11 protein-coding genes and 1 pseudogene are annotated in these 12,738 nt (G+C 39.1%); 2 read left to right on the plus strand and 10 right to left on the minus strand.

The genetic code is table 11. The annotated features are described in order from the left end of the window. Nucleotides 1-351: 351 nt before the first annotated feature. From VP97_RS14645 to VP97_RS14655, 3 genes are all read right to left on the minus strand, one after another. On the minus strand, nucleotides 352-2,778 hold the full coding sequence (locus tag VP97_RS14645; RefSeq protein ID WP_050182655.1) for a molybdopterin-dependent oxidoreductase: 2,427 nt from the start codon (nucleotides 2,776-2,778) through the stop codon (nucleotides 352-354). Nucleotides 2,779-2,790: 12 nt separating this feature from the next. Next, nucleotides 2,791-3,219 (minus strand): hypothetical protein, encoded by a 429-nt coding sequence (locus tag VP97_RS14650; protein ID WP_050182656.1) that lies wholly within the window; start codon nucleotides 3,217-3,219, stop codon nucleotides 2,791-2,793. 197 nt (nucleotides 3,220-3,416) lie between these two features. Further along, nucleotides 3,417-4,259, minus strand: coding sequence for an STAS domain-containing protein (locus tag VP97_RS14655; protein ID WP_050182657.1), 843 nt, complete (start codon nucleotides 4,257-4,259; stop codon nucleotides 3,417-3,419). Nucleotides 4,260-5,030: 771 nt separating this feature from the next. On the opposite strand from VP97_RS14655, the gene gdhA reads away from it, so the two are divergent. Together gdhA and VP97_RS23915 are read left to right on the plus strand one after the other, a co-directional pair. Next, complete coding sequence (gdhA, locus tag VP97_RS14660; RefSeq protein ID WP_050182658.1) at nucleotides 5,031-6,410, plus strand: NADP-specific glutamate dehydrogenase; 1,380 nt, start codon at nucleotides 5,031-5,033, stop codon at nucleotides 6,408-6,410. 79 nt (nucleotides 6,411-6,489) lie between these two features. After that, nucleotides 6,490-6,636, plus strand: a complete 147-nt coding sequence (locus tag VP97_RS23915) for a hypothetical protein (protein ID WP_156153509.1) — start codon at nucleotides 6,490-6,492, stop codon at nucleotides 6,634-6,636. Between the two features lie 73 nt (nucleotides 6,637-6,709). Here VP97_RS23915 and VP97_RS14665 read toward each other — a convergent pair whose 3' ends face one another. From VP97_RS14665 to VP97_RS14695, 7 genes and pseudogenes are all read right to left on the minus strand, one after another. Beyond that, on the minus strand, nucleotides 6,710-7,165 hold the full coding sequence (locus VP97_RS14665) for a hypothetical protein (RefSeq protein WP_050182659.1): 456 nt from the start codon (nucleotides 7,163-7,165) through the stop codon (nucleotides 6,710-6,712). A 618-nt stretch (nucleotides 7,166-7,783) separates the two neighbouring features. After that, nucleotides 7,784-8,368: a DUF1565 domain-containing protein gene (locus VP97_RS14670; protein WP_050182660.1), complete on the minus strand. Its 585-nt coding sequence runs from the start codon at nucleotides 8,366-8,368 to the stop codon at nucleotides 7,784-7,786. A 249-nt stretch (nucleotides 8,369-8,617) separates the two neighbouring features. After that, on the minus strand, nucleotides 8,618-9,262 hold the full coding sequence (locus VP97_RS14675) for a DUF3862 domain-containing protein (RefSeq protein ID WP_050182661.1): 645 nt from the start codon (nucleotides 9,260-9,262) through the stop codon (nucleotides 8,618-8,620). A 362-nt stretch (nucleotides 9,263-9,624) separates the two neighbouring features. Continuing rightward, entirely contained in the window at nucleotides 9,625-9,777 is a 153-nt protein-coding gene (sda, locus tag VP97_RS24755) for a sporulation histidine kinase inhibitor Sda (RefSeq protein ID WP_082220378.1), read from the minus strand. Between the two features lie 464 nt (nucleotides 9,778-10,241). Continuing rightward, nucleotides 10,242-10,436 carry a hypothetical protein gene (locus tag VP97_RS14680; RefSeq protein ID WP_050182699.1) on the minus strand — a complete coding sequence of 65 codons (195 nt, stop codon included), beginning with the start codon at nucleotides 10,434-10,436 and terminating at the stop codon, nucleotides 10,242-10,244. 903 nt (nucleotides 10,437-11,339) lie between these two features. Next, nucleotides 11,340-11,585, minus strand: a pseudogene (locus tag VP97_RS14690) (L,D-transpeptidase); the annotation flags it as partial. Nucleotides 11,586-11,978: 393 nt separating this feature from the next. Beyond that, the gene (locus VP97_RS14695) at nucleotides 11,979-12,296 is read right to left on the minus strand and encodes a membrane lipoprotein lipid attachment site-containing protein (RefSeq protein ID WP_050182664.1); all 318 of its coding nucleotides are present in this window, start codon (nucleotides 12,294-12,296) and stop codon (nucleotides 11,979-11,981) included. Between the last annotated feature and the right edge of the window lie 442 nt (nucleotides 12,297-12,738).

The following is a 12,738-nucleotide window of genomic DNA, read 5'->3' on the forward strand; positions in this document are numbered from 1 at the left end:
AAATCTCGCGTGCGTAAAAATGGTGCTGTGCAGGTTTATTTTCAATAACGAGCGCCTTTTAAAGCAAAAATAATCTCGCAACGGACGCTATGCATAAAAAAAGAGCCGCGGAAAGATCCGCAGCAAAAAACTGATTATGTAACAATGGGTTGAAACATTTTGGAAGTGGCAGGGAAGTTACCACGATAGGTCTTTTACCCGCTGTGATGAGAAGGTAAACCACAAAAGGGAAAATTTCTATCATGGTTATTAAGCTCTACATAAAAGCAGCAGAGGAAGTTTGGCTTCTCTGCTGCTTTTATGTACAAAGAGTACAGTCCAATCATTTGAAAGATCTTAAGCATTTAATCTTTACATTTTCTGACGATACGACATGTAAGGCTTCAGTGGGACATTTATAACTGACAGCGGAACTTCCAGCAGGTCTCCCATTTGTATTTTATAAGGATCCTTTAAACGGTTCGCTTTTTGCAGGTCTTCTGTTGACAAACCATATTGTTCTGCAATGAAGTCAAGGGACTCACCAGTTGAAACCTGATGTTCCCTGCGGATTTTTTCAATTTTGCAGGCGGCTTGTTTAAAGGTTGGCTGCTTGGAAAGCGGATCAACGAAATCAACCGTCAGCTCGTTTGCTGCTTCTTTTTTCTCCCAGCTGCCAAAATGGAAGGGGACAAAGACCAATCCTTTTTGGACAGTATCTCCAATTCGGGCCGGCACTTCAATCCATCCGCGCGGAGAAGAAATACGGACTAATTCTCCCTGAAGAATAAACAGCTTTTCAGCGTCTTCCTCGTTAATTTCTACATATCCGTGCTGAGCCGCTACATGCAGGTAAGGTGAGCGGCCTGTTTTAGTCCGGGTATGCCAGTGCCAGACAAGGCGGCCTGTTGTCAGCCAGAGCGGAAAGTCCTCATTTGGCTGCTCCGCCGGCGGCAGATAACGGGTTGGGTGGAGAATGGCACGGCCATTCGCATTCTTATCCTCATATTCTTTCTTTGTCAAAGCGCGCCCTGTAAACTGGTCTTTGCCAAAGCTTTGTGTGTAATCCGTATTTGTAGGAAATTGAAAATTTTCATAAAGTCTTGTTGTTCCAAGTGAATGTTCATCCGGTACTGGCCAGCGGAGCCCATTCTGCAATTCTAATCTATCGTATGTGATACCGCTCATATCACAAGGCCGCCCTTTAGAAATGTGTTTGAATTCTTTAAAGCATTCTTCAGGTGTTAAATATTGAATTAAAGGCTCGCCGTCTTTGTCCTTAAAATCCATTCGCTTAGCAAAGTCGAGAAGAACTTCAAAATCTGATTTTACACCTTCTGGCGGTTCAACAGCTTTGCGCAGTAAATTGATGGTTCGATCTGCATTCTCCATCGTTCCTTCTTTTTCTCCCCACATCGCAACAGGAAGAACGACATCTGCTACAGCGGTTGTTTCTGTTAGGAACGGGTCCTGTACTACTACAAAAGTCCTTTCCATTGCTTTTTTGGCCCGCTGCCGGTTAGGAAGAGAGACCATAGAATTCGTGCCGATATTCCAGAAAAGTCCAATATCCCCTTTTTCAATCATGGAGATCTGCTCCTCAATTCCTTTCTCAGGCCCAACGGGAAGAGTCATCATGTCGACATTCCACAGTTCGGCCATTTCTTTGATATGGTCAGGATTCATCGGATTGCGGTGTGCCGGGTATGTACCTACGCCGCCTGCTGTCCGGTTAGCGGAAGAGCTGGGTTGGCCGGCCATATGAAGAGGACCGCAGCCGGATTTGCCGATCAGACCCCGGATTAAATGCAGATTATTAATAGCTACACAGGCAGTGGTGGCATCAGCACTTTGGAATGTTCCCTGAAGAGTGGTCGTGACAAGGGAAGCAGTCTTGCCCAACTGATCCGCTGCTGTTTGCAGCACATCTACTGAAATACCCGTCACTTCAGCAGTTTTCTCAAGCGTCCATTCGTGTAAAGGAAGACGCATCTTCTCTATACCAATCGTGTGTTCCTTGATAAAATCGTGATCAATTTCCCCATTCTGCAGTACTTCATTGATAAGGCCATTTAAAAGAGCCACGTTAGTTCCCGGGTAAAGCTGAAGGTGAAGGTCAGCCTCTTTTGCCGTTAACGTTTTTCGTGGATCTACGACAATTATGTAGGGTTTACCGGTTTTTTTCTTGCGTTCCATAATGCGTTCAAACAAAACAGTACCGGTTTCTGCTGCGTTGTGGCCAAACAGCATTAAGGTATCTGTTTCATCTATATCATCAAAAGAAGCGGGTGTCCCATCGGCTCCGAACGACTGCAGGAGACAAAACTCAGTTGTCGCGGTGCAAAGCCGCGTATTGGCATCCAGCAGGTGGGTCTGCAAGCCGGCCCGTCCGATTTTGGCAATTGTATAATAATCTTCTAAAAAGCCCTGGCCGGTCGAATAAATGGCAATGCTGTTTGTCCCTTTTTCATTCATAGACTGCTTGGCTTTTTCTACAATAAGATTCATTGCTTGATCCCACGTAGCAGGCTCAAGCCTCCCTTTTTCATTTCGAACTAATGGTGTTGTCAGTCGGTCGGGTGCATTATTGGCATGCCATTGGTTTTCTCCCTTTGGGCCAAGCCGGCCACGGTTGATTGGGTGTTCGCCGTTTCCTTTAATGCCAACAATTTTCCCGTCTTTAACAGCAGTATAGCAGCCGCATCCTACCGAACAAATATTGCAGGTGCTGTATACCCACTTATCCACTTCTCCCTGGCTGTAGACATTTTGATCAATCCGTTCTTTTTCCCAGGCCATTTTTAAAACCTCCTATCGAATTGTAGGGATGTAAAAAGAAGGTACCACAAATTTGATGTCTTCTTTTCCATAAATATGTTCAAGCTCCATGGCTGCCTCTTCGAGCGCTTTTTTCATTTCCGGAAAAAGGGGCTCCAGCTTTTCGGCTGTTGCTTTCGAGGGGAGATTCATCCAATCGTTAGCTCGCTTCCATGCTTCAAATAAAGGCAGAGCGATTTCATGATTGTGGTAGACGATACTAATAAACTCTTTTACTGTTGGAAGCTCAGCTTCTTTTTCCTCACTCAACTCGGGCAGCAGCTGATCAAGAGTTTCTTTTTGTTCCTGAAGAGAAGTCCGGATGAGGGTTAAAAGCGGATGGTCAAAAGGAGCTGTTTGGGACAGAAATTGTTCCGTACCGCTTTGTACTTTTGAAAAAAAGCGCTGTAATTTTGTCGTCATCCTGTCACCTTCTTTCTTTTTTCTACTTATATTGATTGTTTCCTCATAATTCGACGGATAAACGTCTCATTTATTAACTACGAAACTATGGTGTTTTCTAGTGTGTAGGAAACGAGGGAGAATGGCTGGAACTAACAAAGCTCAGGAATATTGCTCCTGAGCTTTGTTATTTTAAAGTAAGTGGGTAGTAATTCAAATTAATGTTTGAAGTCATTAAGTATAGCCTGTCGTACGGTAGCGAACGTTTTTAAAGAAGAAAAGTTAATATTGGCACTTACAACCGTTGTCGCTAAATCGGGTCGTATCCCTGTGAATACCGCGTTTATTCCTAACAATGCAAGAACATGATAAATACTAAAAATCCGACTGGCAATCTCAGTATCAATTTTAACCAATCCTGAAAAATCAATGATCAGACACTCAATGTTTAGTTGGCTAATTTGAGGTATGACATTATTTAAGATATGTTCACTTCTATCCAAATCAACTTCTCCGATTAATGGGAGAATAGCCATGCCATCTTGTAAAGGCACAACTGGTGAAGACAATTCCATTATTACTTTTTGATTTTTTTTATTTGTTTCATTTGCTGATTGTTCCCGTTCAATAAAAGTATGAGTCATACTTAAATCGAGCAAATAATTGATGCGTTCATTTACGAAAAGGATTTCTTCTGTGGAAAGACCTTGTTCAATTGAAACATTACTTATTAGTCTGATTAATCGACGACGATTTTCCGCATAGGGCTTTATAATACTGGAGAGATTCTCGTAAACAGAAGGATGAGACTTCATTTGAGCTTGAGATTCCTCCTGTTTTTGTTTAAACCATTGAATAAATTCTCGTTCCACTATCTCGTCCGTTACATTCATTGTATTTCCCAGTAATTCCAAAAAATCGATATTGGTGGTTATTGAGCTCTCAATAAGTTCCACTGGTAACTCAATTTCTACATTTTTTATACTGTAATTTACAATTTCTATACTTATTGATTCAGCATTTTGAATTAAATACTCAGCAAAATTTTCAAGCGGTTGCATTCATTTATCCTCACTTATTACTTTCTTTTTACAGGGATTATAACACAACTTCTATTAACGAAGCCCCCCGTTATTACATGACAAATCGAGGACTGACCTATAAAAGTATACACTTTGCGTTTTTCCATCGATTTTATCTCCCTTGTTTTCACAATGTTCAACCACTCCATCCAAAGTTATATGCTTGGGTATGACCATAGCTGTGGGATTACTATATCCAAGCAGTCCTAAAATAAGTATTAATATAAAAGGACTAAGTGATTTTCTTATTTTATCCTTCCGAATATCTATAAATTGTATATTGTTGGATAATAATGTTTAAGTTAAAGGATATAGGATTAAACACAAGCATAATCAGTTATAAATTTTTCCTTTATATTTTTAAATGATCCTTGAGGGTATCCATCAGACTCCACAACTAGTTGAATCATGCTATGTATTTGAATTATTCCCAAATGATTAATTAAACTTGGATTTTAAAATCACCAGATAATAACATATTATTCAAAAGAGTGTGATGTTAAAAGGGAGGGTGGATAATATCCTTCTCCTTGAGTAAAGCTATAGGAGAGAGCTGAAACCTTGAACCGGAATAAAGAAATTAAATATCGATAAAGATACATGAAACATTCCAATATTTTGAAATTGAACAAATTGATCTTTAAATGATATGGATTCCATCTTTTTAAAGCATTGAAAGTGTGAATTATTCAGAACATAATGAAAACATGTTAAGTAATTTGTTCATTATGCACAAAGGAGCTAGTAAAGATGACAATCACAGATATTCAAACACCGGAAAAGCAAGCTGCTAAGCAATACGTAAACCACGTATTTGAAATCGTTAAAAAGCGCAATCCTGGCGAAAATGAATTTCATCAGGCGGTTCAAGAGATTTTCGAATCATTAACGCCAGTATTTGAAAAATACCCAAAATATATTGAGCATAATATTTTAGAACGCATGGTAGAGCCGGAACGTGTCATTTCTTTCCGTGTACCCTGGACAGATGACAATGGCAATGTACAGGTTAACCGCGGCTTCCGTGTTCAATTCAGCAGTGCGATTGGCCCGTACAAAGGCGGTCTTCGCTTCCATCCGTCTGTTAATGCAAGCATCATTAAATTCCTCGGGTTTGAGCAGATTTTTAAAAACTCATTGACAGGACAGCCGATTGGCGGCGGCAAAGGCGGATCTGACTTTGATCCGAAAGGAAAATCAGACAATGAAGTCATGCGTTTTACGCAAAGCTTTATGACGGAACTTTACCGCCATATTGGACCAGATGTTGACGTACCAGCTGGCGACATCGGTGTCGGTGCACGTGAAATCGGCTACATGTTTGGCCAGTACAAACGTCTGCGCGGCAGTTATGAAGCAGGTGTTTTAACAGGAAAAGGGATTTCGTATGGCGGAAGCCTTGCGCGTACGGAAGCGACAGGCTTTGGAACAGTTTACTTTGTAGATGAAATGCTGCGTGATAAAGGAAAAACATTTAACGGACGCACGGTTGTGGTATCTGGTTCGGGGAATGTATCGATTTATGCAATGGAAAAAGCGACAGAACTTGGCGCGACGGTTGTTGCATGCTCGGATTCCGGCGGCTATATTTATGATGAAAACGGCATTGACATTGCTACTGTTAAGCAATTGAAAGAAGTAGAACGCAAGCGTATCAGTGAATATGTGAAATTCCATCCGACTGCAACTTATACAGAAGGCTGCGAAGGCATTTGGTCAATTCCATGTAAGATTGCGCTTCCGTGTGCAACACAGAATGAAATCAACGCGGAATCAGCCCAGCAGCTTGTGAATAATGGTGTGAAGGCGGTCGGCGAAGGAGCGAATATGCCTTCTACCCTTGAAGCGATTGATATTTTCTTGAAAAATGGCGTTCTTTTTGCTCCGGCAAAAGCAGCCAATGCAGGCGGCGTAGCTGTTTCTGCTCTTGAGATGGCACAAAATAGCGCTCGGATGCCTTGGTCATTTGAAGAAGTAGATGCCAAACTACACGACATTATGAAAAATATCTACAAACAATCAAAAGAAGCAGCTGCTGAATTTGGCTATGAAGATAACCTTGTAGTGGGTGCTAACATCGCTGGTTTCCTTAAAGTGGCGGATGCCATGATCATGCAGGGCGTTGTTTAAAAAACAACGTAAATAAGCAGGTATAAGTGAAGCTGTATTTTGGATAATGAAACGTGAATAACCAGGGTTTCTTTTTAAAGTGACCCGGGCACGTTATATTGTTAATCAGCTTGTTGGGCGTGAGTCTGGTATTTACCGGATTCATGCCTTTTCGTTTTGCTTTAATCCGTTCGTCATAGAACTCGATTTATTTGTCAGTGCCAGCATCGATTTAAAAGGTGCATAAATACAACAGGTTTGTACTAACTCCGATACACAGCTGGCTCAGGGTGTTATTCATAAAATAGCTTTCTTAATCCCTACAGCTCGCAATCTTTTTCATTGCGTGTTAAATATTCTTGTAGGTCCAGAGAATCTCTCCAATAAGAAAAATAAGGGTGGTCAATAAAAAGGTGGATGGGCTCGCCGCGTCCATTATGCGTAAGGGAACCCTGGTAGATCGTTACGATTACACCTGCTTCACGAAGAGTAGCCATTATGTTGCGAAGGGTTTTATCGGAAATATGGTTTCTGCTTAAAAAATCTTTTCTCTTTATATAGAAAAAACCGCGGTCAGCTGCAGTTATACATATTCTCTCTATTACCTTGCGTGACCCTTCTTTTAACCGGCTATACTTGTGTTTTCCAAAAGCTTTTATAGAAGCATCCAGGAAGTCAGTTTTCATTTTATTTAGCTGTTTTGGATCGTTTGTATAAACAGGATAATTGATCATATGATCAAATTCGCCGGGGCTCAGCTTTTTATATATACTCATTGATCCAGCCTCCTCATTAAGCATCTGTCCTCTTATTACTGGGGTGTAGCTGCTTTAATACATTTACCCTCGATTTCTGCTTTTATGAACATTCTTTTTCATTAATCAAGTTATAAATTACATTCAGTTTTTAGAGCACATTACTATTGTGAGACTCTTTATATTCTAGAAAAAACGTTTTTGGCACTGGAGTCAAATGAAACGTTTGTTGAGCTATGGTTTTGAAAGTCAAATTCCTCTAGGTATTAGGTATTATTCGTGGAGCACCAGTAAAAGCTTAACCACCGGCCGCACGCTACGCAGTCCCTAAAGCTGTTTTTTCAAAAGAGCGGCTTTCGGAGCAAGCTAAAAAAGAAACACACCAGATACACTCTTTAAAAAACGAATTTCTTCTTGATTTCTTTGTTTTCCAGCATTATAAGTTTCAATCAGGATCTCTTTTCCACCATCTACATAAATTCCGCCAGCGGAATAGTCGTTTCCGTAGGCTGGATTTCCATAACTGGATATTTGGTAAACCGTGTTGCCGCGGACAATTCCGTTTCTGGCCTGATCAAACGCTTCAACAGGGGATATACCATCAAGCCTGATAATATCAATTCCTATATTATCGTTTCGTCATATAATATTGTCTGTAACCTCGAAGTTCGATACGTTCCCGTTTAATACCAGCGTTTCACTCCATCCCAATTTCATGTCTTCTAGTTTGTTGCCTGAAATGAAAATATCTTCAATCGCTTCAGGTGCTTTTGTTCCGTACACGGCAATCCCGTGGGCATTCCCGTTTTTATGAAGAGTTTCGATATGATGGACATGATTTTTTAAAATGCGGATGCCTTTTCCACTTCCGCCGACTGAAATGCCAATTGTTATTAAGTCTTCTTGTTTTGTTTTGTAATTTTTAATTTCAAACCCTTCCACTGTCACATAACTGGCGTCAAGAATTGACACTAAACCTTGATAATCCCATGACACATTAAGGCCGCTCCCATCAATGGTCGCTTTTTCATTGGAATAAGTTTTAACAACAATGGCGGTGTTTTTTAATCCCGATTTCCATATAATCACCTGTTCTTTATAGATACCTTTTCTTGCATAAATAGTTGTGCCGGGTTTTGCTAGATTAACTGCTTTCTGTATTGTTTTTAAAGGCTTTTTCTTGCTTCCTGTATTTATATCATCTCTAGCCGGAGATACATACAATTCATTTTTTGAAGTCGCTTTTTCTGTATGCCCAGGTGGCAGCCTTGATTAGATTAGGAGAGTGGTTCGAAGGAGGGTATCGATAAAAAGAGAAAAATGAGCAGGATGGCGCTGCTTAATCAATATGGGAGGGACTTCTCCTTCTTAGCAACAGATAGAAACTGTGGATTAAAGAATCCATATTTCACTCTCCTTCTTAAATCGTATATCTGTCATTGAGAAATAAAAAAGCTCTGCGATTGCAGAGCTCTACTCTAATCCGAATTGCGATTTAGATTCTAATCTATCCGCCATAAAAACTAAGATTACGTTTGATCCAAGTGGTTCTCCATAATAAGTAACCGTGATTGTTCTAAGAGGATCATCGCTTGCGCCAGTTTCTGAAGTTAATTCACCTTCACCGCCAATAATCGCTTGGACTTCTGAATACGACATACCATTAGTGATTTCAGTAAACTCTTCCAAAGTAATCTTTACATCGGAATTAGCACCTTCACCAAGTCCAGCCTGTGCTTTACTCATGAGTTTATTACCTTGGAACATGAAATTGGCATTAGCAAGTACGCTGTCTGCCGATTCCCATTGGTACATAACCGTGTGAAGGTCAGTGCCTTTTTCGCCTGTTTCAGAAATCAGCGTGCCTTCATGACCAATAAGGTCGGCCACTTCTTCATAGGTCATGCCTTCCTGGATTTGACCGAACTTTTCTTGAGTTAGTCCTTCTGTTTCGTCTGTAGCCTTAGTTGTTTCGTTAGTTGATGCTGGTGCAGCATCTTCTCTAGTAATCGTTTCTTCAGTATTATTCATTCCATTGTAACCGATTATAGCAAGAACAATCATTAAAACGATAATTCCAATGATACCTAAGCATCCAAACTTAAAAATTTTGCCCATCTATGGTGTCCCCCTTTATATCTATTAAAAGAATATAGGAGGAATTAAATGGATGCAATACAATTTTAAAACATTTAGGAGATGATAAGGAAAACAAAATCGTACTGTTCATTAACAGTACGTCCAAACAAATGATCGTTAATTAATACCATTGTTAGTACTAAGACCAGTACTAATAAAACTATTCAAAGGAGGGATCAACCTTGACAAGACTAAGAGAGTGGGTCGAAGAGGTTAATATACAAAAAAGGAAAACTAGCAGGAGGGAACTACTTAATCAATAAGGAGAGGCCTTCCCTCCTTAACAGTTGACCGAAACTGCCATGTAAGCACTCTATATACGTAACAAACCCTCTGATACTTCAAACATCAGAAGGTTCTGCTTCATTCAAGAGATGTCTTGCCTCGATTTCTTTTTTGAGCATATCGATAAATCTTTCATCAAGATTTAGTTTTTTCGCCTGATTATAGGCCTGGATTAATTGTTGGTTTGATAGAATAGAAAATTTTATAATTCCTCCTTTTTAGATATTCTCGGAAAGGAGAGGTAACAAACAATATTCTTGAATCATCATATTCTAGCAAAATTTAATCATCAGTATGTCCAAACTACTGAAAAAAAAAGCAACTATTCTAGGCAAGAATAGTTGCTTGGAAATGACCACTGCCTTCTAGATCATGGAATAGGAGAAGTTCTATCTATTTCATTGTATTCAGCAACGACTCAAACTGTGTAAATATAATCCTTTAAGCTAACAGTGACGTCAAACTAACTAATTCAAAAAAGAGCAACTATCCGGGGCAGGGATAATTGCTCGAAAACGAACTGCCTTCTGATTACAAGGTAAGAGAAAGGTCTTTCAATTTTAGCTTATTCAGCAATGAACAAATGGTGAAAATGTAATCCTTTATCAGCAATTCGTCCATAAAGACCGCTGCTTAGAAAATAGTGGAGCCCCGCTATAAAAAGCGAGGCTCATCATAACTCTTTTGTTCGATTGTGATTTATCCACCAATCAATTTGATCTAAATCAAAAATGATGATGTTATTTACTAGTTTTTTGTGTGGGAGCTTCTTATTTCCGATTAGATCTTGAATTTCCTTCTCGGTAAGTGGATAGTTTACTGCTTTCAGATAGGAAGTCAACTTTGGTATTCCTTGAATTCTTCTCATTTCATCACCTCTCACCAAAATTTCTCTTTACCTTGTGAGGAATGGAGAAAAATTCGCGTAAAGAATCAAATGAGGGTCTTAAAAAGTATATACCCTCTTTAGTAAGAGTTATACTTATTGATTTATTACACCTGAAAAATGAATAACAAGAGGGCAGACTTGGTCAGGTGAGGAGGGTGATTCGAAGAGTTGAGAAGTAGATGAGCAGGACGGAGCTGCTTAATCGATGCGAGAGGGGCTTCCCCTCCTCAATATTTAACCGAACATGTTAAGTAAAAGGGTTTTTTGGTAACTACAAATAAAAAAGCCTTGTGGTTTTTACTTCCCACAAGGAAATTTTCTTTAGTAAAGGGTAGGGGTAGGATAGCAAACAACAACATCAATAAATCTCGGATCAATACCGTAAAATACCCAGTAAAAACCGTTCCATCTATATCCAGAGACTTCACCATACTCGATACGTGTTGGGTAAAACCAGAAGCTTTCTCCGTTTGTTAGCCAAACATAAGTATTTTGAAATACACAGTCTATCATATAGTCTCCAGAAAAAGGCTTTCGCGGAATAAATGATGGCGGAGGAGATTGTGGTGGCACGCGATTTCACTCCTTTATTAAATAAGTACTCACATAATATGCTGAAACAAATAGAAGCGATCTAGGAAAATTATGAAAAACTATTACTCAGAGTTCGTCTAAACAATTGAACAGAAAAAACAACTATTCTAGGCAGGAATAGTTGCTTGAAAATGACCATTGCCTTTAAGTCATAAAATAGGAGAGCTTCTATCTACTTCATTTATATTCAGCAACGATTCAAACTGTAAAACTATAATTTGTTAGATCAATAGTACACTCGAACAGGTAAGTAACGCTTATCTAAGCTTAGATAGTGATTGGGACGGATCATTTATGAATGGAAACCCTGGTGCCCACAGGTACTCTAGAAGATAAGTCTAAAACATCATGATTAAACATTCTAATACACCCATGTGAGACATCTTTTCCGATTGAAGAAGGGTTATTTGTGCCATGTATTCCATAATGAGGCTTTGATAACCCCATCCAAAACGCACCAAATGGTCCGCCGAAATTTCGCTGTTTATTGATAATGGTATATGTCCCGGAAGGAGTAGGTGATAATATTTTCCCAAATTAATTTTTAAAAAAAGGAAAACGATCATCAAAAACAACCAAGAAACTTTCCTGCAATATATAAATGAAGGGTCAGGCCGTTTTGAAAAAGCGGTTCTCTTATTTTTATCTTTTCACCCGGAATCCCTATTTCAAGCTTGCTGTGTAAAAGTAGCCCCCAAACAGGTTTCTTCCTAAATAAATGTAAAAGATCAATAGAGTTAGTATAATGTCTTGGGCATAACTTAATTAGGCTTTCGTATAGCATTAAAATACTTCAAGTTAGTGTTTGTCTTTTTTAATCCTTTTATTGCGCTTTGTTTGTAAGAGCTATCAAATAATCGTTTTTAATGCTCCATGATGCGGTAAACCTGAAGCACTGTTGCAGCGATGAATAAAAGGAACATAAGCTTAATCATTTGTATCTTCCTCTTTTATAGAATCTGATAATTCAATTTGTACAATCCGGTCAGCTGCTTTTTTGTCATCCACCACAAACTGAATATCATATTTTTTACCCTCCACAAGAAACGAATCTTTATAGTTATTCCAGTAAAGTTCTCGTCTTACACCATTAGGCTGCGTGAAGATAAAAGCTGTTTCTTTTTTAATCTCTGTTTTGCTTACATATGTCATATTGTTTAGTGTTCTGGTAGTATAATTTTCCGTACCATAACTGCAGCCGGTAAGAAGCAGAATGGCTATAGAGCATAAAATTATTTTCTTCATAACATTCTCCTTATCTAATCTACTCTTGCTTTTCTGTATGTATTGTACAAATTCCCTCACCAGTTAGATGATAAAACCCTATATACATATGTTATTTCCAAGTACATGTACAATTTCTGCTTCATACGCAATCTCACTATCCTATTCAAAAGGGGAATAGGCCATGAATAAAACTTTATTTGAAGGTTAATCTTGCTGATGATAAATGAGAGGTGCAGCTTGATAGGGAAGAAGATAGAGTGATGACAGACGTAGCACCGAATATCCAGGTTTGTTGTTTCGTTTGTCTGCTTTAATGGGCTGATGATATCTTAGCTTGTATGTATAAATTTTTTTATAAAAATGAAAGTGCTTGAGCTCTGTGTTTTTCCATTTTAAGTTAGCATGCTGAATAGCTAATACTGGCTGAAAATCAAAAAAACCTTCTAACAAAGGAATATCT

The organism is Domibacillus robiginosus, assembly GCF_000966195.1.
GTDB lineage: Bacteria > Bacillota > Bacilli > Bacillales > Domibacillaceae > Domibacillus > Domibacillus robiginosus.

What these genes read in the sequence shown, in the direction of transcription:
- gdhA (WP_050182658.1), top strand. Translation starts at nt 5,031, where the DNA reads ATGACAATCACAGATATTCAAACACCGGAAAAGCAAGCTGCTAAGCAA.
- VP97_RS14675 (WP_050182661.1), bottom strand. Translation starts at nt 9,262, where the DNA reads ATGGGCAAAATTTTTAAGTTTGGATGCTTAGGTATCATTGGAATTATC.
- VP97_RS14665 (WP_050182659.1), bottom strand. Translation starts at nt 7,165, where the DNA reads ATGAGTATATATAAAAAGCTGAGCCCCGGCGAATTTGATCATATGATC.
- VP97_RS14645 (WP_050182655.1), bottom strand. Translation starts at nt 2,778, where the DNA reads ATGGCCTGGGAAAAAGAACGGATTGATCAAAATGTCTACAGCCAGGGA.
- VP97_RS14695 (WP_050182664.1), bottom strand. Translation starts at nt 12,296, where the DNA reads ATGAAGAAAATAATTTTATGCTCTATAGCCATTCTGCTTCTTACCGGC.
- VP97_RS14650 (WP_050182656.1), bottom strand. Translation starts at nt 3,219, where the DNA reads ATGACGACAAAATTACAGCGCTTTTTTTCAAAAGTACAAAGCGGTACG.
- VP97_RS14680 (WP_050182699.1), bottom strand. Translation starts at nt 10,436, where the DNA reads ATGAGAAGAATTCAAGGAATACCAAAGTTGACTTCCTATCTGAAAGCA.
- VP97_RS14655 (WP_050182657.1), bottom strand. Translation starts at nt 4,259, where the DNA reads ATGCAACCGCTTGAAAATTTTGCTGAGTATTTAATTCAAAATGCTGAA.